Here is a 19627-nt window from a genome sequence, read left to right as displayed (position 1 = left end):
ACGGCGGAACAGTGGTGCCACCGAGCAGCGCCGCTCGGAGGAGGTCTCGAGGAGGAAACCCCCGTGAAGACGCGAAGACTGCAAGTCCGCACCATCGTCGGTGCCGTCGCCGTGGTCGCCCTCGCCGCACTGTCCCTGCAGGGATGCGCTGTGGTGAACGGCAGCGGCGACGACCCGAACACCCTCCGCGTGATGATGGGCGCGGACACCACCTACCCCAAGGAACGCAAGCAGTGGCAGCGGGAGACCGCCGCCGAGTTCAAGCGCACGACCGGTGCGGACATCCAGTGGGAGACCTACTCGTCCGCGCAGGAGGAGTTGACCGCGATCCAGACGAGCGTCATCTCCGGGCAGGGCCCCGACGTCTACGCGATCGGCACCACCTTCACCCCGACCGCGTACGCGACCGGTGCCTTCGTCGAGATGGGCACGAAGGAGTGGGACGCGATCGGCGGCAAGGACCAGTTCGACCCCGCGTCGTTCGGCATCTCCGGTCCGAGTGCGTCGAAGCAGATCGGGATCCCGTTCGCCAGCCGTCCGTTCGTGATGGCGGTGAACAAGGACCTGCTCGCCAAGGCGGGGATCACCGACATGCCCACGACGTGGGACGAGCTGACCGCCGATGCGAAGGCCACCACGGGTGACGGTCGCCACGGAATGGCGATCGCCTACGCCGACGGCTTCGACCCCTGGAAGTTCGTGTGGGGGATGGCCCAGAACGCCGGCAACACGATCGTCGACGGTTCGAAGGCCGAGATCGACAGCAAGGCCGTCGAGAACGCGTACCGCACCTACTTCGACTGGGTCACGAAGGACGGTGTCGTCGACCCGGCCGCGATCGGTTGGAACAACGCCCAGGCCCTCGCGCAGTTCACCGAGGGCAAGGCCGCGTTCTTCCCGATGACGACCACCACCGCCATCAACTCCTTCACGGACACCAAGGTCGACGGCAAGTACGAGTTCGCCCTGCTGCCGACCGTCCCGCCGGGGGCGTCCGAGCGGCCGTCCGACGGGATCGAGGCCGCCAGCATCCTGTCCGGCGACAACTGGGTCGTCGCCGACTACGGCACGAAGCAGGAGCTGTCGTTCGCGTTCGTCAAGCAGCTCAGCGCCCCGAAGGCCCAGCTCGAGTACTACGACCTGTTCGGCAACCTGCCGACCAACGCGTCGGCCGCCGCCGACCTTGCAGCCGACAACCCGCAGCTCAAGCCGATCATCGACGCCGGCCGCCTGTCCAAGCCGACCGCGTTCACCGGCGCCTGGTCCGACATCCAGCTCGCCCTGGTCGACGTGGTCGTGCAGTCGATCCCGTCGCTGAAGTCCGGCGAGGTCACCGACGACCAGCTCCGCAAGCGACTGCAGGACGCCCAGAAGGACGCCCAGGCCACCCTCGACCGTCAGAAGAACGGAGGTCTGTGATGACCAGCACGCAGACCAGGCCCCGCACCGACGCGGCGCCGCCCCGGCCGGTCCGCCCGGCCGGCAAGACGCCCCTCTACAAACGCGAGCGCCCGCTGTGGATGCTCCTGCCCGGCGGGGTCCTCATGCTCGCCGTCATCTTGGTGCCGCTCCTGGTGGGCTTCTGGATCGCGATGCTCGACCTCGACCAGTACACGCTCCGCCAGTGGTTCAGTGCCCCGTTCGTCGGGTTCGCGAACTTCACCGAGGCGTTCACGAACTCGCCGCTGCTGCACTCCATCTGGATCTCGGTGTCGCTGTCGGTGCTCGTCACCGCGGTGACCGTGCCGATCGGGGTCGCCGCCGCGATCTCGACGCAGAACCGGTTCCCCGGTCGCGGGCTCGTCCGTTCGATCTACCTGATCCCGTACGTGCTCCCGGCATTCGTCGTCGGCACGTTCTTCCGCACGATGCTCCAGCCGCAGGGGGTCGTGAACTCGATCCTGCACACCGATGTGCTGTGGTTGAACGGCTCGGCGTCGTACTGGGCGCTCGCCGGCGTGATGATCTGGACGAGCTGGCCCTTCGTCTACCTGCTGTCCCTGGCCGGACTGCAGGCCGTGGACAACGAGGTGCACGAGGCCGCCGCGCTCGACGGGGTGACCTGGTGGGCGAAGCTGCGGTACATCATCTTCCCGTACCTGCGCGGACCCCTCAGCCTCGCGGTGATCATCTCGATCCTGCACAACATCAACAACTTCACGCTGCCGTTCGTGCTGTTCGGCATCCCGCTGCCGTCCAGCGTCGAGGTGATGCCCGTCCTGACGTACATCGCGAGCTTCCAGTCGTTCCGCTTCGGCCTGTCCGCCGCGATGGCGATCTGCTCGCTCGTGATCGTCGCGATCCCGCTGTTCGTCTACCTGCGGGCGGTCAAGCTCGACACCGGCGACGACGCCGGCCCCAACCGGAAGCAGCGTCGCGCCGACCGCGCCACGCTCGCCGCCGCCCCGACCGCCGCCGACATCGACGGAGCACGCGCATGACCACCCCGAGCACGTCCTTCAGCACCCGCACCCGCCCCACCGCGACGCTCACCGAGAGCATCACGACCGGCAGCAGCGGCCGACGGAGCAAGCGTCCCTACGACACCGACGTCACCCGGCTGCTGCCGCGCTGGCTGCTCGTCACCGTCATCGCGGTGATCATCGCGTTCATCGCCGTCCCGGTGCTCTACATCCTGTTCGGCTCCGTCAACTCCGACGTCGCCGTCGCCCGTGGCGAGTACTTCCCGTCCGAGTTCACGCTGTCGAACTACGTCGAGATCTGGTCGACGGTCGCCCTCGGCGAGGGACTGGTGAACTCGATGCTCACCGCCGGTGCCGTCGCCGTCGCGAGTGCCGCGCTCGCCGTGTCCACGGCCTACGTGCTCGTCCGGTTCCGGTTCCTCGGGCGGCTGACGATCCTGCGTGGGCTCCTCGCCCTGCAGTCGATCCCCGGCACGCTCCTGCTCCTGCCGGTCTTCGTGGTGTTCTCGAACATCGCCAGCGCCACCGGCGTGCAGATCATCGGCACCCGCTGGGGCCTGTTCGTCACCTACCTGACCTTCGCCCTGCCGTTCTCGACGTGGGTGATGGTCACGTACCTGCGCGGCCTGCCGAAGGAACTCGAGGAAGCGGCGCGCATCGACGGCGCCAGCTCGACGAAGATCCTGACGAAGATCGTCCTCCCGCTGTCGTGGCCCGGCATCGTCGTGTCCGCGATCTTCGCCTTCCTGCTCGGCTGGAACGACGTCCTGTTCTCCACGATCATGACGACCCCGAACACCCGGACGGTCGCCGTGGTCCTGCAGGTGCTCGGCACCACCCAGGAGGGCGGCGCCGTCCCGATCTACGGCCAGATGATGGCCGCCTCGATCGTCTGCGCCGTCCCCGTCGTCGCCCTGTACCTGATCTTCCAGCGCTACCTGGTCGGCGGGCTCACCGCCGGCTCCGTCAAGTAGCGCTGTGCAGTCTGCCGACTTGTCCACAGACTGCCTGGAGGCGCGGTGCCAGCCCGCCCCGCGCCTCCAGTCTGGTCGCATGAAGGGAATGCAATGACCCAGCCCAGTTGGGAACTCTCCGGTTTCGGCGACGAGATCGACGCCGACCCGGTCGTCCAGGTCGCGGTCCTCCAGGCGCTCGGCGCGAGCGCCATCGAGGTCCGCAGCGCCTGGGGCGTCAACGTCGTCGACCTCGACGAGGACCAGCTCGCCGGACTCCACCGGCTGCTCGACGAGCGCGGGCAGACCGTGTCCGCGATCGCCTCGCCGATCGGCAAGGTGCCCGTCGACGAACCCGTCGAGCACGAGGTGTCACGGCTCGCCCGTGCGATCCGTGCCGCGCACGCCCTCGGCACGACGAACATCCGGATCTTCTCGTTCTACTTCGACGGCCGCAGCCCCGACGACGTCCGCGACGACGTCCTCGTCCGGATGCGGGCGCTGGCCGACCTCGCCGAGCGCGAAGGCGTGACGCTGCTGCACGAGAACGAGAAGGACATCTACGGCGACGTCCCCGCGCGGGTGCTCGACATCGTCGAGAGCGTCGGTTCGTCCGCGCTCCGCCTGGCCTGGGACAACGCGAACTACGTGCAGTGCGGCGTCCGGCCCTTCACCGACGGCTGGGAGCAGCTCGCCCCGTACGTCGACTACCTGCAGGTCAAGGACGCCCTCGCCGCCGACTCGTCGGTGGTCCCCGCGGGCGAGGGTGACGGCGAACTGCTCCAGACCCTCACCGCGCTCCGCGACGCCGGCTACTCCGGGTACGCCTCGCTCGAACCGCACCTCAGCGACTTCACCTCCCTCGGCGGGTTCTCCGGCCCCGCGGCCTTCGGTCGTGCCGGCCGGGCCTTCCGCACCCTCACCGACCAGATCGGAGTCACCCTGCGATGACCGAACCCACCAACCCGCTCCGCCTGGCCGTCGTCGGCGCCGGTGTCATCGGACGCCACCACGCCACCGTCGCCGTCCACCACCCCGACCTGCAGGTCGTCGCCCTCGTCGACGCCGTGCCCGAAGCCGCCACGAGCGCAGCCGACGCGATCGAGGCGATGGGCGTCGCCCGCCCGATCACGACGTCCACCATCGAGGAGGCGATCGACCAGACCGACATCGACGTCGTCGCGATCTGCTCGCCGTCCGGCATGCACGTGCAGCTCGCCGAGGCCGCCCTGGCCGCCGGCAAGCACGTCGTCATCGAGAAGCCGCTCGACACCACGATGCCCCGGGCACGGCAGATCGCGGCACTCGCCGCAGCCGCGCGCGACCGCGGGCTCGTCACGAGCGTCATCAGTCAGCACCGCTTCGACCCGGCGTCGGCGGCCGTCGCCCGGGCCGCGCACGACGGCGGGTTCGGCACCGTGACCTCGGGGCTCGCGAGCGTCGCGTGGTACCGGTCGCAGGGGTACTACGACTCCGGTGACTGGCGCGGCACCTGGGCGCTCGACGGCGGCGGCGCGGTGATGAACCAGGGCGTGCACACCGTCGACCTGCTCGTCTGGGCGCTCGGCCGTCCGGTCGAGATCTCGGCCCAGACGGGGCTCCTCGCCCACGACCGGATCGAGGTCGAGGACACCGCCGTCGCCACCGTCCGGTTCGCCGGCGGGGCGCTCGGGGTCGTCCACTGCACGACCGCCGCGTACCCGGGGCTCTCCGCCCGGTACGCCGTGTACGGCACGCACGGCTCCGCCATCGTCGACGACGACCGGCTCGCGTACTTCCACATCGCCCCGGACACCGCCACGCTCGAGTCCGCGTCCACCACGTCGAACGCCACCGCGGTCGCCGGTGCGGTCGACCAGAAGGACCAGGTCGTCCCGCCCGAGCACGTCGTCGGCGGCCCGGCCGAACCCGACCACTTCGCCGCGGGGCACGCTCGGCAGTACACGGACATCGTCGACGCGATCCGGCAGGGACGCGAACCGGGTGTCACCGTCGACGCGGCCCTCGTGTCGCTCGCCACCGTCCGCGGGCTCTACGTCAGCGCGACGCTCGGGCGACCCGTGCGCATCGACGACGTGATCGAGGGAACGTACGACGATGTGGTGCCCGTCGTCGGCACACCCGCCACCGCCAGCGCGACCGAAGGAGCCACCCGATGAAGTTCTCCGTGTTCACCGCCTCGACCCCCGACTGGACCCCGTCCGAAGCCGCCGAGACCCTGGCGGCGCAGGGCTGGGACGGCATCGAGTGGCGCATCGTCGACGACCGCCCGGCCGACGGCACCGAGGTCCCCGCCGAGCGGTCGTTCTGGGCGGGCAACAACTCGACCTGGCAGTACACCGGCATCCGCGACCGGGTCGGCGAGATCGCCCGGGTCACCGACGCCGCCGGGCTCGAGTACTCGGGCATCGGCGGCTACCAGCCGGCCGCCGACCACGACGGTGTCGAGACGATGCTGCGCGTGACCAGCGAACTCGGCGCCCGGCAGGTCCGCGTCACGATGCCGCACTACCGGGCCGAGCGGGAACGCACCGGCGAGACCTACCCGCAGCTCTTCGACCGCACCCGCGCCGATCTCGAGTGGGTCGCGGCGCGTGCGTCGGAGCTCGGCGTGAAGGCACTCGTCGAGCTGCACCACATGACGATCACGCCGTCGGCATCCGCGGCACTGCGACTGATCGACGGTCTCGACCCCGCACACGTCGGCGTCATCCACGACCTCGGCAACCTCGTGATCGAGGGGTACGAGGACCACCTGGCCGCGTTCGAACTGCTCGGGCCGTACCTGGCACACGCCCACGTGAAGAACGCCCGCTGGGTCGACACCGGTGACGCCCGTGCCGACGGCAGTTCGATCTGGCAGCACGAGTGGGCACCCCTGCGCACCGGCCAGGCGTCGGTGTCCGAGTACCTCGACGCGCTCCGCCAGGTCGGGTACGACGGATGGGTCACCATCGAGGACTTCTCCACCGACCTCCCGCTCGAGGCCCGCACCGCCGACAACCTGGCGTACCTCCGCTCCCTCGTACCGGTGTCGGCATGACCGATCGGCGTCCGGGCATCGTCCACCTGGGGGTGGGGGCCTTTGCTCGTGCCCACCTCGCCTGGTACACCGCCCACACCACGGGGGAGCCGTGGGGGATCACCGCCTTCACCGGCCGCTCGCCCGCCGCCGCGGACGCGTTGACCGCGCAGGACTGCCGGTACACGCTCGTCACCCGAGCCGCGTCCGGCGACGGAGCCGAGGTGGTCGACACGATCGTGGCCGCCCACCCGGGCAGCGACGACACGGCTTGGAGGCACGTGGTCGCGTCCCCGGAGACGACCATCGTCACGCTGACGGTCACCGAGCAGGGCTACCGGCCCGGTTCCGACGTGCCCGCGCGGCTGGTCGCGGGGCTCGACGCCCGCCGTGCCGCCGGGTCCGGGCGCATCGCGCTGGTCAGTCTCGACAACCTGACGCACAACGGGGCGGTCCTGCGCGACGCCGTGCTCGACGCCGTCACCGACGACGCCCTGCACGACTGGATCGAGGCGAACGTCACGTTCCCGAGCTCGATGGTCGACCGGATCACCCCGGCCACCACCGACGACGACGTCGGGCGCCTGTCGGAACTGCCGGGTGCGCTCGCCGGCGACCGGGTCCCCGTCGTCACCGAGCCGTTCGCCGAGTGGGCGCTCGAGGACGCTTTCGACGGGATCGACCGACCGGCATGGCAGACGGCCGGCGTCCGGATCGTCGACGACGTCACGCCGTACGAGCAGCGGAAGCTCTGGCTGCTGAACGGCTCGCACTCGCTCCTCGCCTACCTGGGGTTGCAGCTCGGCCACGACACCGTGGCCGAGGCGATGGACGACCCGGTCTGCCGCACCGCCGTCGAGCAGCTCTGGGACGAAGCCGCGCTCGAGCTCCCGCTGCCCGAGGCCGAGGTCACCGACGCCCGCGCGGCCCTGGTCGAGCGGTTCGCCAACCAGCGCATCCGGCACACCCTGCGGCAGATCGCGTCCGGCGGCTCGCAGAAGCTGCCCGTCCGTGTCGTCGACGTCGTGCGGCACCGGCTCGCCCGCGACCCCTCGGCCGGCATCGGCACCGGAGCGGCCACCGCCCTCGCCGCGTGGTGGTTGCACGTCACCGAGCGACCCGACCTGGTGGACGACCCCGGTGCCCCCGGGCCAGACTCGGACGTGCACGACGTCCTGGCCGTCGTCGCGCCCGAACTCGACACCACCCCCGTGGTCGCCGCCGTGACGGCGGCGGCCGACCGCATCCGCACCGCCGCGGCACGCGCCCGCGAACGCTCCAACGGAGGAGTCCACGCATGACCGACACGAACACCACGAACCCCGCGGCCCCGGTCCCCGGCGCCACCGACAGCGGGCCGGCCGAGACCACCGCCGGCCGTCCGGACACCTGGGCCTCGGCGGACCGCGGCCAGCTGATCGAGCGGGCCGAGGTCATCGTGACCAGCCCGAACCGGAACTTCGTGACGCTCAAGCTCACCACGGCCGACGGCGTCACCGGGCTCGGCGACGCCACCCTGAACGGCCGCGAGCTCGCGGTCTCCGCCTACCTGTCCGAGCACGTCGTCCCGCTGCTCGTCGGCCGTGACGCCAGCCGCATCGAGGACGCCTGGCAGTTCCTCTACCGGTCGTCGTACTGGCGCCGTGGTCCGGTCACGATGGCCGCGATCGCCGCCGTCGACATGGCCCTCTGGGACATCAAGGCGAAGGTCGCCGGGATGCCGCTCTACCAGCTGCTCGGCGGGGCATCGCGCACCGGGCTCATGGCGTACGGCCATGCCTCGGGCAAGGAGCTGCCCGAGCTGTTCGACTCCATCCGCGAGCACCAGGAAGAGGGCTACCGCTCGATCCGGGTGCAGACCGGTGTCCCCGGCCTCGAGTCCATCTACGGCATCGCCTCGAACAGGACCACCGAGGGCAACGCCGGCGTCCGCTACGACTTCGAGCCCGCGCAGCGCGGTGCGTACCCGGCGATGGAGGACTGGGACACCCGCGCCTACCTGCGCCACGTGCCCACCGTGTTCGAGGCCGTCCGCAACGAGTTCGGCCCCGAACTGCCGCTGCTGCACGACGGCCACCACCGGATGACCCCGCTGCAGGCCGCCAAGCTCGGCAAGTCGCTCGAGCCCTACGATCTGTTCTGGCTCGAGGACTGCACCCCCGCCGAGAACCAGGAGGCCCTGAAGCTCGTCCGGCAGCACACCACGACGCCGCTGGCGATCGGCGAGGTCTTCAACACCATCTGGGACTTCAAGGACATCATCCGGGACCAGCTCATCGACTACGTCCGCGGTGCCGTCACGCACATGGGTGGCGTCACGCCGCTCAAGAAGACGATGGAGTACGCGGCGCTGTACCAGGTCAAATCCGGCTTCCACGGGCCGACCGACATCTCCCCGGTGGGCCTTGCCGCGCAGATGCACCTCGGGCTCGCGATCCACAACTTCGGCATCCAGGAGTACATGCAGCACGGACCGCAGACCAACCAGGTGTTCCACCAGACGTTCACGTTCACCGACGGCTACCTGCACCCGGGTGACGAGCCGGGCCTCGGGGTCAGCCTCGACGTCGACGAAGCCGGCAAGTACCCCTACGAGCAGGCGTACCTGCCGTTCAACCGCCTGGCCGACGGCACCGTCCACGACTGGTAGTCCCTGGCATCCTGGCTGGCACAGTGGTCGCATGGAGTTCGCCGACGTCGCGAGGGAGCTGCTGCTCGTCGCGCCGCAGGACTTCGTCGCCGAGCGCACCGCACGGCAGCGCGCGGCGCGGAAGGACGACCGTGCCCTCGCGACCGAGATCGGGAAGCTCCGGAAGCCCTCACCGGCCGCCTGGGTGATCGACCTGCTCGCCCACGACGGTGCCCTCGACGACGCCGTCGACCTCGGACCGGCGCTCCGCAAGGCCCAAGCCGACGCCGACCCCGACGCGATCCGGACCCTCCGTCGGCAGCGGACCGAGGTCGTCGACGCCCTCGCACAGGCCGGTGCGGACCTGGCGTCCGACGCCGGACACCCCGTCACCCCGGCGGTGCTCGAGCAGGTCCGGTCGACGATCGAGGCGGCGATGGCGGACCCGCACGCCGGCGCGGCCGTCCGGTCGGGGCTGCTCGTGACGGCGCTCGAGAGCGTGGGGTTCGACGCGGTCGACCTCGACGGGGCGCTCGCGGATCCGGACGCGGTGCCCGATGCCTGGTCCGGCAGCGATGCCCCACCCATCCCCATCTCCCAGGCGAGGGGTGCGCGGAAGGCGAGCCGTGCCTCCAGGCCCGCGCAGCGCGACGCCGCGGAACCGGACGCCGAACCCGAACCGAAGCGCGACCCGGCCGCCGACCGGAAGGTCGCGCGCCAGGCCGAGACCTCCGCGCGCACGGAGTCCCGCGACGCCGACGCAGCACTCGACACCGCCGAGGCCGATCTCGAACAGGCGGAGGAGCGGCGCGCGGAGCTCCAGCGTGCCCTCGAGCAGGCCGAGGCCGAGATCACCCGGCTCGAGGCAGACCGCGACGACGCTGAGGCAGCGAGCGACCGGGCGCGCGACGTCCTCCACGCCGCGCAGGAGCACCGTCGGCAGGTCGGCCGCTGAGCCGTCCGGCGCGACCTCATCACCTCGGATGAAAAGCGGCCGCACGGCTCGGTCCCCGTCCGGCGAGGCCCATACGCTCGCGTCATGACCTCCCTCCTCCGCCGGTACCGGCACCTGCTGGCCCCCGCCGCCGGCGCCGTGTACCTCGTGCTCTGGATCGTCGCCGAAGCCGGACGCGCGGGGCTCGCCGACCACGTCGTCGTGGTGTCGGCCTTCGCCGTCGCCATCGGCCTCGCCGCGTGGATGCCCGCGACCGCGCTCGGACTGGTCGTCGGCATCCCGCTCCTGCAGGCGGCCCGGCTGCTCACCCGGCCGACCGACACGACCTGGCCGGAATACCTGGCGATCGCGATCGTCGTCGGCATCGTCGGCGCCGGTCGGTCCGACCTGCTCCGCTACGTGGCGGTCCCCGTGCTCCTGCTCGCGAGTGCGGCAGCTGCCTGGGCGATGGCGGTCCCGACCGCTGCCGACCAGGACGTCTGGGGCAGCTGGGTGGGGAACTCCGGCGGGACCCGGTCCGACCTCGTCACGATCACCTTCGCGTTCGTCGGGGTCAGCGGTGTCGCCTGGGCGGTCGGCGTGGCCATCGGTGCCGCGTGGCGGATCGGCCTCGCGCGGGTCCGGGTGGTCGAGGCGCAACGCCGCACCGAGGTGACCACCACCGAACTCCGGGCCGAGCAGGACCGCGCGCGGATCGCCCGCGACGTGCACGACTCGCTCGCCCACTCACTGGCCGTCGTCGTGTCCCAGGCCCAGGGTGCCGCGGCCATCGCCGTGCGGGACGAACACGCCGCCCGGGCGCTGCAGGACATCGCCGACGTGAGCCGCTCGGCACTGGGTGACGTCCGGTCCCTGGTGGAACGCATCCAGGCGAGCGACGACGCCGACCGCCACGGGCTGTTCGACGTCCCCGACCTGGTCGAGGACATGCGGGAGCTCGGGATGACCGCGACGTTCGAGGAGCACGGCGCCGGACTCCTGCCCGCGGGCAGTGCCAGCGCGGTGCACCGGATCGTGCAGGAGAGCCTGACGAACGTGCTGAAGCACCAGGGGCGGACAGCGACGGCCCGGGTGGCGCTCGATTGGCGCGGCCCGGGGCTCGGCGTCGTCGTGACGTCACGGGGGACCGAACCCCTCGTCGAGCTCGACGGTGTCGGGTCCGGTGTCGCCGGGATGCAGGAGCGTGCCCGACTGGCCGGCGGCTGGCTGCGTGCCGGTGTCGGCGACACCCCGGACGAGTGGGTCGTCACCGCGTGGCTGCCGACGACCGCCGCCGTGCCGACCACGGCGACGGCGGACACCGACACGGACACCGAGGCCGGCACCGACACCGAGGCCGTCCGGCCGGAGCACGTCCGATGAGCGCCGTCCGCGTCGCCGTCGTCGACGACCAGCGGCTGTTCGCCACCGGGATGCAGATGCTCGTCGACGCCCAGGACGACATGACCTGTGTCGGGACCGCCGGCGACGGTGCCGCCGCCCTCGAGCTCTGCGCCGCCGAGCACCCCGACGTGCTGCTGCTCGACCTGCGGATGCCGATCATGAACGGCATCGAGGCCCTGACGCGGCTCGCTGCCTCGACCCAGGACCGCCCGCGGGTCGTCGCGCTCACGACCATCCGCCGTGACGACGCGGTCCTCGCAGCACTCCGTGCCGGAGCCGCCGCGTTCCTGACGAAGGACGCCCTGCCCGACGTCGTCACCGCGACCATCCGCGACGTGCACGCGGGCCGACCGGCCCCGACCGAAGCCGAGGCGCTGGACCTGCTGCGCGCCCAGGGCACCCCGGCCGTCACCGATCGGCGCGACGAGGTCCTCGACGCGTTGACTGCCCGCGAGCGCGAGGTCTTCCTGCTCGTCGCGAAGGGGCTCAGCAACGCCGAGATCGCCGAGTCGGTCTTCCTGAGCGACGCCACCGTGAAGACCCACGTCCGCGCCGTCCTGACGAAGCTCGGACTCCGGAACCGGATCCAGGTCGTCATCACCGCACACGAACGCGGCCTCGTCCGCGCCTAGGGGGAACCATGCAGATCACGAACCGCGTCGCGAAGACCGGCACCCTCGTCGTCGTCCTCGCCGGACTGGCCACCGCCGTCGTCCACGGCCTGCCCGAGCGTGCCGACGTCGCGGTCGCACCCACCGTCGAACAGGACAGCACGGCGTGGGCGATGCCGCTCGACGCCTTCGTCGCACCGGCCTCGTCGAAGACCACGTACGCGGAGGACCTCGTGGCTGAGCCCTGCCTGCGGAAGGCCGGCATCGACGACCCGGCTCCCTGGGCGACCGCGGCCGGGCTGCAGGCCGACGACGACGCGGCCGACACCGCCGCCCGGGCGAACCCCGCACCCGCACTCGCGACCACCCGGCCCCTCACCACGGCGCTCGCCGAGGCCCGCGGCTACCACGGGCCGTCCGTCGCCGGTGCGAACCAGGAGGGCATGCGGAAGTGGGGGTACGACCCAGACCGCCAGGCCGCGTTCGCCGCGCTCCCGGACGACGTGGCCGCCCGCTGCTGGAAGGCGGCCCGGAAGACGCTCAGCACCACGCTGCGCGGCACCGAGCAGACCGCGTCCGAACTCGCCCAGCGCCTGACGTACCTGGCGGCGCTGGACGCACGCCAGGACGACCCGGTCCGCACGGCCGCGGCCGGGTGGCGCACCTGCATGGCGCCGTCCGGTGTGCCGGACCTGCCGGAGGGTCCGGAGGGCATGCCGACCCCCTCGATGCACGTCAGCGCCCGTGACGGCGACCAGGTCGTCCTGTTCTCGGACGATCCGGGGAAGGCCGAGGTCGCCGTCGCCGAACGGGACGTCGCGTGCCAGGAGTCATCCGGCTACCGCAGCGCGCTGTACGCGGCGGAGTGGGAACGGCTGCTGCACGTCACCGCGACCGACGCGGCCGTGCTCCGGAGGGGTTCGACGCGGCAGCCGCAGGTGGAGGCCCGCCTCGACCGGGTGATCGCGCGGCTCGCGCCGGCGGCACCGACGGACGTCGACTGACGCGGCGGTCGCGGGGAGCGGTCCTGGGGGGAGCGCCCCGCGCCCGCCGCGTGGGGACGACGGACGGGAGGCCCGTGGCAGGACCGCCACGGGCCTCCCGTCCGTCCCGGTGTGCGTCCGGATCGTGACGCGCGACACGCCCGGACAGCCCTGCTAGACTCAGTCCCTGACTTCGGCGAGGGCTGCGTACGCGCGGCCGTGATCGACGCGGTGGGATACCCGGCAAGACCCTGGGATCGTTCCTCACGCGTGCACGCGTTCGAGTTGCAACACCACAGACCCCCACGATGCCGGCACCCCGGCGTCGTCCCCGACACCAGGAGGCACCATGGCCGACTACACCAAGCTCGCAGCGGAAGTCCGCACCAAGTTCGGCAAGGGCGCTGCTCGCAAGCTCCGCGCGGCCGACAAGATCCCCGCGGTCGTCTACGGCCACGGCACCGAGCCGAAGCACATCTCGCTGCCCGGTCACGAGACCATGCTGCTCGTCCGTACCGCCAACGCGGTCGTCGACCTCGACATCGAGGGCGCTGCGCAGCTCGCCCTCGTCAAGGACGTCCAGCGTGACCCGGTGCGCCAGATCATCGAGCACATCGACCTCGTGGTCCTCCGCCGCGGCGAGAAGGTCACGGTCGACGTGCCCGTCGTCATCGAGGGCGAGTCCTTCTCCGGCACCATCCACGTGCAGGACCTCAACACGATCTCGCTGCTCGTGCTCGCCACCGACATCCCGGAGCACGTCTCCGTGAACGTCGAGGGCCTCGAGGACGGCGTGCAGATCCACGCCGCGCAGCTCGAGCTCCCCGAGGGCGCCGAGCTCGAGACCGACCCCGAGGCGCTGGTCGTCGCGATCGTCACCCCGCGTGGCACCGCTGACGACGACGCTGCGGACGAGGCCTCGGCCGAGGCCGGCGCCGAGTCGGGTGCCGAGGGCGCCGCGGACTCCGAGTAACACCCCTTCGAAGACATCTGGTCGACGCTGTGACGGATCGAATCCTCGTGGTGGTCGGGCTCGGGAACCCCGGGCCCGACTACGCCGGCAACCGCCACAACGTCGGCCAGATGGTCCTCGACGAACTCGCCTCCCGCATGGGAGCGACGTTCAAGAAGCACAAGACGCCGAACCAGGTCGCCGAGGGGCGCCTGGTGCCCGGCGGCACCCGACTCGTGCTGGCGAAGCCCGGGTCGTTCATGAACACCTCGGGCGGACCGGTCTCCTCGGTGCTCGGGTTCTACAGCGCCACCCCGGCCGACCTCGTCGTCGTGCACGACGAGCTCGACCTGCCGTTCGACACCGTCCGCCTGAAGGGCAGTGGCGGGCACGGTGGGCACAACGGGCTGCGCGACATCATCAAGGCCACCGGGACGAACGAGTTCATGCGCGTCCGGGTCGGCATCGGGCGTCCGCCCGGTCGGCAGGACCCGGCCGACTACGTGCTGCGTGACTTCTCCGCAGCCGAGAAGAAGACGCTGCCGATCCTGCTGGCCGACGCCGCCGACGCGGTACAGGCGATCGCCGAGGTCGGGCTGCTCGCCGCACAGCAGCGCGTGCACGCTCCGTCCTGAGCGCTCCGTGCCGGGCGTCGGCGCTGTTCGCCCGTCGCGCACGTCGCGGCCGGTGTCGGTGGCGGCCGGTACCATCTCCTGAGTGACGATCTCGGGCATCATCCCTGCGCTCTCGCGCGCCTCCGCCTTCGATCGCGTGCTGCGCGCCGCACCGCGCGACGCCGACTTCTCCGTCGTGGACGGCCTGCGCGTGCCGCTGCTCGGCGCGCTGCTCGCCGAGCGCAACGGTCCGCAGTGCGTCCTCGTCATCACGGCGACCGGGCGTGAAGCCGAGGCGGTCCGCGAAGCGTTCGGCAGCTACGTCCCCGATGCCGACGTGCTCGAGTTCCCGGCGTGGGAGACCCTGCCGCACGAACGCCTCAGCCCGAGTGCCCAGACGGTCGGTACCCGCATCGCGACGCTCCGGAAGCTCGCGGCGTGGCAGGCGGCGGACCCGGCCGAGCGTCGCCAGACCATCGTCGTCGCGAGCGTCCGCGCCGCGCTGCAGCCGATCGCGAGCAACCTGACGTCCCTGGCGCCGGTGGTGCTGCGGACCGACTCGCGGGGCAACGACTTGGCTGCGATCGCGTCCCAGCTGGTGGACCTCGCCTACTCGCGTGTCGACCTCGTCACACGCCGTGGTGAGTTCGCGGTGCGCGGTGGCATCCTCGACGTCTTCCCGCCGACGGCCGACCACCCGGCACGCGTCGACTTCTTCGGCGACGAGATCGAGGCGATCAAGGCGTTCTCCGTCGCCGACCAGCGCACGACCGAGGACGACCTCGGCTCGGTCGAGCTGACCGCCTCGCGCGAACTCCTGCTCAGCGACGAAGTCCGGCAGCGGGCGCGCGAGATGCTGCACGAGTTCCCGAACCTGTCGCAGATGCTCGCGAAGATCGCCGAGGGCATCCCGGTCGAGGGCATGGAGTCCCTCGCCCCGGCGCTCGTGCAGGACCTCGTGCCGATGACCTCCTACCTGCCGGACGACGCCACCATCGCGGTGTTCTCGCCCGAGCGGGTGAACGGCCGGGCGAACAGCCTCGCCGAGACGAACACCGAGTTCCTGCAGGCGGCCTGGAGCGCAGCGGTCGCCGGAGCCCAGGCCCCGATCGACCTCGACGCCGGCAACTTCCTGACCGTGCAGCAGCTCAAGAACACCCGGGGGCAGCGCACCTGGTGGACGGTGTCGCCGTTCGACTCCGGCCTCGACGAAGGGGACACCGAGCGTGTCCTCACCGACGCCGAGGCCGCTGCCGAGGCCGGCGAGTACATCCGCGTCCGGGCCGAGGCCGTCCCGAGCTTCGCCGGCAGCGCCGACGGGGCGATCGCGCACGTCAAGTCGCTGACCGACGACGGGTGGGCCGTGGTGGTGACCGCGCAGGGCCAGGGCCTCGTCGAGCGTGCGGTGCAGGTGCTCGCCGACGCCGGGGTCGCCGCCCGTGCCGCAGTAGTCGACGCGCCGCCGGAGCCGGGGTTCGCCGTCGTGACGACCGCGACCGTCGAGCACGGCTTCGCCATCCCCGACCCCCGCATCGCGGTCCTGAGCGAGGCGGAGTTCTACGGCCGCAGTGTCCAGCAGGGCGCCCGCACCGTCAAGAAGCTCGCGAGCCGCCGCAAGAACGTCGTCGACCCGCTGCAGCTCAAGCCGGGCGACGTCGTCGTGCACGCGACCCACGGCATCGGCAAGTTCGTCGAGCTCGTCAGCCGCGAGGTCTCCAGCGGTGGCCGGAACGCCGTGAAGACGCAGCGCGAGTACCTCGTGCTCGAGTACGCGCCGTCGAAGCGCAACTACCCGGGCGACAAGCTCTTCGTGCCGACCGACCAGCTCGACCAGCTGTCGCGCTACGTCGGTGGCGAGTCCCCGACCCTGTCGAAGATGGGCGGCTCGGACTGGTCCGCCGCCAAGTCGAAGGCCCGCAAGGCCGTCCGCGACATCGCCGTCGACCTGGTCAAGCTCTACTCGGCGCGCATGGCGTCGAAGGGGCACGCGTTCGGTCCGGACACCCCGTGGCAGCGCGAGCTGGAAGAGGCGTTCCCGTTCGCCGAGACCGCCGACCAGCTCACCACGATCGACGAGATCAAGCGCGACATGGAACGCCCGATCCCGATGGACCGCCTGCTGTCCGGCGACGTCGGCTACGGCAAGACCGAGGTCGCGATCCGTGCCGCGTTCAAGGCCGTGCAGGACGGCAAGCAGGTCGTCATGCTCGTCCCGACGACCCTGCTCGTCCGCCAGCACATGGAGACGTTCCAGGAGCGCTTCGCCGGGTTCCCCGTCCACCTGCGCGCCCTGAGCCGCTTCCAGACCGAGAAGGAGTCGAAGGAGACCATCGCCGGGCTCGCCGACGGCACGGTCGACATCGTCATCGCGACCCACCGGATCCTGTCGCAGGGCATCACCTTCAAGGACGTCGGGCTCGTCATCATCGACGAGGAACAGCGGTTCGGCGTCGAGCACAAGGACCAGCTCAAGAAGTTCAAGACGAACGTCGACGTCCTGGCGATGTCGGCGACCCCGATCCCGCGCTCGCTCGAGATGGCGGTCACGGGCATCCGCGAGATGTCGACCCTCGCCACCCCGCCCGAGGACCGCCACCCGATCCTGACCTTCGTCGGCCCGCAGTCCGACCTGCAGGTGGCGGCGGCGATCCGCCGCGAGCTGCTGCGCGAGGGCCAGGTGTTCTACGTGCACAACCGCGTGAAGGACATCCAGTCGGTCGCCGCGCACCTGGCCGAGATCGTGCCGGACGCGCGCATCGCCGTGGCGCACGGGCAGATGTCGGAGACCGCCCTCGAGCAGGTCATGGTCGACTTCTGGGAGCGCCGCTTCGACGTCCTCGTCTCGACGACGATCATCGAGACCGGTCTGGACATCGCCAACGCGAACACGCTGATCATCGACAAGGCGGACAAGTACGGCCTGTCGCAGCTGCACCAGCTGCGCGGTCGTGTCGGCCGTGGGCGGGAGCGCGGGTACGCGTACTTCCTCTACGACTCAGACAAGCCCCTGTCCGAGACCGCACAGGACCGCCTCGAGACCATCGCCGCGAACAACGAGCTCGGCGCGGGCATGCAGGTCGCCATGAAGGACCTCGAGATCCGCGGGGCCGGCAACCTGCTCGGCGGGGAGCAGTCCGGCCACATCGCGGGCGTCGGGTTCGACCTGTACCTGCGGATGATCGGCGAGGCGGTGTCGCAGTTCCGTGGCGACGTCGCCGAGGGGCAGACCGAGCTCCGGCTCGAGATCCCCGTCGACGCGCACATCCCCGAGGACTACGTCGAGTCCGAGCGACTCCGGCTCGAGGCGTACCAGAAGCTCTCGGCGGCCTCGGCCCCGATGGCCCAGCCGAACGCGATCGACATGGTGCTCGACGAGCTCACCGACCGCTACGGGCAGCCGCCGCAGGCTGTTCAGACCCTGGTCGAGGTCTCCCGCCTCCGTCGCATGGCGCAGCAGGTCGGCCTGTCCGACGTCGTGGTGATGGGCTCGAACCTGCGGGTCGCCGGCAAGGAGCTCGCCGACTCGTCGCAGGTGCGCCTGAAGCGCATGTTCCCGGGCGCGCGCTGGTTCCCGCAGCAGAACGCGACGAGCATCCCGATGCCGCGTCCGCACGACCAGGCGCTGCCGGACGACGCCCTCATCCAGTGGGTGGAGAGCATCCTCACCGCCGTGTACGGCGCGACGACCCCCGCAGAGGCACCGGCCGCGTAGACGCGAGCGCCGACGGACTGGAGGCACGGTGCGGGCCCGCACCGTGCCTCCAGGCCGTCATCGGCCACGTCCACGGCGCGCACGCCGTCAGCGACGATCCACGCGTCGAACGACGCGTGGCCTGTCGTGGAACGGGTGCGAACCGCGGGCCGCGAGCCGCTACTCGGTGTCCTCGGCCTCGGACAGCTCGCGGCGCGCGCGGTACGCCCGCGCCCGCAGGGTGACGACGACCGCCGACGCGACGATGGCGATGCCCGAGCCGACGAGCACGGCGAGGACGCCCTCGTCGAGGATCTCCTCGTTGCGGGCGAACGCCAGCTCGTTCATGAGCAGCGACACCGTGAACCCGATGCCGCCGAGCACGCCGACGGTGATGATCGAGAAGAACGACAGCGACGAGCGGCCGGGCGAGCGGAAGATCCGCGTGGCGATCGTGCCGAACAGCGTGATGCCGATGACCTTGCCGACCGGCAGGGCGAGGACGACCGCCCAGAACGTGGGGGAGAGCTCGCTGATGCCGACCGAGGGGATGATGACGGCGGCCGACGCGAACGCGAACACCGGCAGGACGATGGCGTTCGACCACGGCTCGACGTTCTCGTGCAGGGTGTGGCCCGGGCGGCGGGGCAGCACGAGCCCGAGGGCGACGCCGGCGATGGTGGCGTGCACACCGGAGTGGTAGACGAGCCACCATGTCAGGAGTCCGACGACGACCATCGCCACGATGATGAACGTCTGCCCGCTGCGCCCCGGACGGAGCATCCGGCCGAGCAGCCAGAACACCGCGAGGGTGACGACAGCGCCCGCGAGGGCCAGGAAGTCGGTGTCGTGGGCGAACACCACGGCGATGATGATGATCGCGATGAGGTCGTCGAGCACGGCCAGCGCGAGCAGGAACACCCGGATGCCGCTCGGCAGCCCGCGACCGAACATGGCGAGCACCCCGAGCGCGAACGCGATGTCCGTCGCCGTCGGGATCGGCCAGCCGTGCGTGTACTGCGTGCCCGCGGTGACGAGCAGGAAGATGCCGGCCGGGACGAGCACGCCACCGACCGCGGCGATGGCGGGGATGATCGCGGTCTTGGGGTTCGACAGCTCGCCGTCGACGAGTTCCTGCTTCAGCTCGATCGCGACGAGCAGGAAGAAGACCGCGAGCAAACCGTCGCTGATCCAGTGCGCGATCGACAGGTCGAGGCCCAGGGCCCCGAGCGGCAGGTGCGCGTCGAGCAGCCGTTCGAGGCCGGGGCCGATCGGGGAGTTCGCCACGACCAGGCCGAGCACGGCGGCGGTGAGGAGCGCGATGGCGCTGAAGCGGGGGGAGCGGACGAGGGACGACATGGATCTCCGTCTCGAGGGGTCGGGTGAGTGTCCGTCGACCAGACTTCCCGAC

General features: G+C 71.2%; 16 protein-coding genes. 15 read left to right on the top strand and 1 reads right to left on the bottom strand.

The window, feature by feature from the left end; all coding sequences use genetic code 11:
* The first annotated feature begins 63 nt into the window (after window positions 1–63).
* The 15 genes from DEJ05_RS09655 to mfd all read left to right on the top strand — a co-directional run bounded on the left by DEJ05_RS09655 (window position 64) and on the right by mfd (window position 18237).
* Window positions 64–1419, top strand: coding sequence for an ABC transporter substrate-binding protein (locus DEJ05_RS09655; RefSeq protein WP_181433142.1), 1356 nt, complete (start codon window positions 64–66; stop codon window positions 1417–1419).
* Window positions 1419–2441 (top strand): carbohydrate ABC transporter permease, encoded by a 1023-nt coding sequence (locus tag DEJ05_RS09650; RefSeq protein WP_111029611.1) that lies wholly within the window; start codon window positions 1419–1421, stop codon window positions 2439–2441. The genes DEJ05_RS09655 and DEJ05_RS09650 overlap by 1 nt, the downstream gene beginning before the upstream one ends.
* A complete protein-coding gene (locus tag DEJ05_RS09645; RefSeq protein WP_181433141.1) occupies window positions 2438–3397 on the top strand; it encodes a carbohydrate ABC transporter permease in 960 nt (319 codons plus the stop codon). The genes DEJ05_RS09650 and DEJ05_RS09645 overlap by 4 nt, the downstream gene beginning before the upstream one ends.
* A gap of 93 nt (window positions 3398–3490) precedes the next feature.
* Window positions 3491–4327, top strand: coding sequence for a sugar phosphate isomerase/epimerase (locus tag DEJ05_RS09640; RefSeq protein ID WP_111029610.1), 837 nt, complete (start codon window positions 3491–3493; stop codon window positions 4325–4327).
* Window positions 4324–5535: a Gfo/Idh/MocA family protein gene (locus DEJ05_RS09635; RefSeq protein ID WP_111029609.1), complete on the top strand. Its 1212-nt coding sequence runs from the start codon at window positions 4324–4326 to the stop codon at window positions 5533–5535. The genes DEJ05_RS09640 and DEJ05_RS09635 overlap by 4 nt, the downstream gene beginning before the upstream one ends.
* Complete coding sequence (locus DEJ05_RS09630; protein ID WP_111029608.1) at window positions 5532–6419, top strand: sugar phosphate isomerase/epimerase; 888 nt, start codon at window positions 5532–5534, stop codon at window positions 6417–6419. The genes DEJ05_RS09635 and DEJ05_RS09630 overlap by 4 nt, the downstream gene beginning before the upstream one ends.
* Window positions 6416–7699 carry a mannitol dehydrogenase family protein gene (locus tag DEJ05_RS09625; RefSeq protein WP_111029607.1) on the top strand — a complete coding sequence of 428 codons (1284 nt, stop codon included), beginning with the start codon at window positions 6416–6418 and terminating at the stop codon, window positions 7697–7699. Before DEJ05_RS09630 ends, DEJ05_RS09625 begins: the two co-directional genes overlap by 4 nt.
* Window positions 7696–9048 carry a D-mannonate dehydratase ManD gene (manD, locus tag DEJ05_RS09620; protein WP_246521547.1) on the top strand — a complete coding sequence of 451 codons (1353 nt, stop codon included), beginning with the start codon at window positions 7696–7698 and terminating at the stop codon, window positions 9046–9048. Before DEJ05_RS09625 ends, manD begins: the two co-directional genes overlap by 4 nt.
* 31 nt (window positions 9049–9079) lie before the next feature.
* Window positions 9080–9982: a hypothetical protein gene (locus tag DEJ05_RS09615; protein WP_111029606.1), complete on the top strand. Its 903-nt coding sequence runs from the start codon at window positions 9080–9082 to the stop codon at window positions 9980–9982.
* An 84-nt stretch (window positions 9983–10066) separates the two neighbouring features.
* Complete coding sequence (locus DEJ05_RS09610) at window positions 10067–11344, top strand: sensor histidine kinase (protein ID WP_111029605.1); 1278 nt, start codon at window positions 10067–10069, stop codon at window positions 11342–11344.
* Window positions 11341–11997: a response regulator transcription factor gene (locus DEJ05_RS09605; protein WP_111029604.1), complete on the top strand. Its 657-nt coding sequence runs from the start codon at window positions 11341–11343 to the stop codon at window positions 11995–11997. The genes DEJ05_RS09610 and DEJ05_RS09605 overlap by 4 nt, the downstream gene beginning before the upstream one ends.
* Before the next feature lie 8 nt (window positions 11998–12005).
* Window positions 12006–12980, top strand: a complete 975-nt coding sequence (locus tag DEJ05_RS09600; RefSeq protein ID WP_111029603.1) for a hypothetical protein — start codon at window positions 12006–12008, stop codon at window positions 12978–12980.
* A gap of 328 nt (window positions 12981–13308) precedes the next feature.
* Window positions 13309–13932 (top strand): 50S ribosomal protein L25/general stress protein Ctc, encoded by a 624-nt coding sequence (locus DEJ05_RS09595; protein ID WP_071405234.1) that lies wholly within the window; start codon window positions 13309–13311, stop codon window positions 13930–13932.
* A gap of 29 nt (window positions 13933–13961) precedes the next feature.
* Window positions 13962–14546 carry an aminoacyl-tRNA hydrolase gene (gene pth, locus DEJ05_RS09590; protein WP_111101095.1) on the top strand — a complete coding sequence of 195 codons (585 nt, stop codon included), beginning with the start codon at window positions 13962–13964 and terminating at the stop codon, window positions 14544–14546.
* A gap of 82 nt (window positions 14547–14628) precedes the next feature.
* Window positions 14629–18237, top strand: coding sequence for a transcription-repair coupling factor (gene mfd, locus DEJ05_RS09585; protein WP_111029601.1), 3609 nt, complete (start codon window positions 14629–14631; stop codon window positions 18235–18237).
* Between the two features lie 159 nt (window positions 18238–18396).
* On the opposite strand, the gene nhaA is transcribed toward mfd, so the two are convergent.
* Window positions 18397–19575 carry a Na+/H+ antiporter NhaA gene (gene nhaA / locus DEJ05_RS09580; protein WP_071406115.1) on the bottom strand — a complete coding sequence of 393 codons (1179 nt, stop codon included), beginning with the start codon at window positions 19573–19575 and terminating at the stop codon, window positions 18397–18399.
* Window positions 19576–19627: the final 52 nt, after the last annotated feature.

Origin of the sequence: Curtobacterium sp. MCLR17_045 (assembly GCF_003234405.1) — a bacterium.
Taxonomy (GTDB): domain Bacteria; phylum Actinomycetota; class Actinomycetes; order Actinomycetales; family Microbacteriaceae; genus Curtobacterium; species Curtobacterium flaccumfaciens.
The sequence above is the reverse complement of the archived record's forward strand: the minus strand, read 5'-3'. Positions and strand labels throughout refer to the sequence as shown.

Excerpts from the sequence above, each read along its gene's own strand:
- DEJ05_RS09650 (WP_111029611.1), top strand. The coding sequence starts at position 1,419 with ATGACCAGCACGCAGACCAGGCCCCGCACCGACGCGGCGCCGCCCCGG.
- DEJ05_RS09645 (WP_181433141.1), top strand. The coding sequence starts at position 2,438 with ATGACCACCCCGAGCACGTCCTTCAGCACCCGCACCCGCCCCACCGCG.
- DEJ05_RS09640 (WP_111029610.1), top strand. The coding sequence starts at position 3,491 with ATGACCCAGCCCAGTTGGGAACTCTCCGGTTTCGGCGACGAGATCGAC.
- DEJ05_RS09635 (WP_111029609.1), top strand. The coding sequence starts at position 4,324 with ATGACCGAACCCACCAACCCGCTCCGCCTGGCCGTCGTCGGCGCCGGT.
- DEJ05_RS09630 (WP_111029608.1), top strand. The coding sequence starts at position 5,532 with ATGAAGTTCTCCGTGTTCACCGCCTCGACCCCCGACTGGACCCCGTCC.
- DEJ05_RS09625 (WP_111029607.1), top strand. The coding sequence starts at position 6,416 with ATGACCGATCGGCGTCCGGGCATCGTCCACCTGGGGGTGGGGGCCTTT.
- manD (WP_246521547.1), top strand. The coding sequence starts at position 7,696 with ATGACCGACACGAACACCACGAACCCCGCGGCCCCGGTCCCCGGCGCC.
- DEJ05_RS09615 (WP_111029606.1), top strand. The coding sequence starts at position 9,080 with ATGGAGTTCGCCGACGTCGCGAGGGAGCTGCTGCTCGTCGCGCCGCAG.
- DEJ05_RS09610 (WP_111029605.1), top strand. The coding sequence starts at position 10,067 with ATGACCTCCCTCCTCCGCCGGTACCGGCACCTGCTGGCCCCCGCCGCC.
- DEJ05_RS09605 (WP_111029604.1), top strand. The coding sequence starts at position 11,341 with ATGAGCGCCGTCCGCGTCGCCGTCGTCGACGACCAGCGGCTGTTCGCC.
- DEJ05_RS09600 (WP_111029603.1), top strand. The coding sequence starts at position 12,006 with ATGCAGATCACGAACCGCGTCGCGAAGACCGGCACCCTCGTCGTCGTC.
- DEJ05_RS09595 (WP_071405234.1), top strand. The coding sequence starts at position 13,309 with ATGGCCGACTACACCAAGCTCGCAGCGGAAGTCCGCACCAAGTTCGGC.
- nhaA (WP_071406115.1), bottom strand. The coding sequence starts at position 19,575 with ATGTCGTCCCTCGTCCGCTCCCCCCGCTTCAGCGCCATCGCGCTCCTC.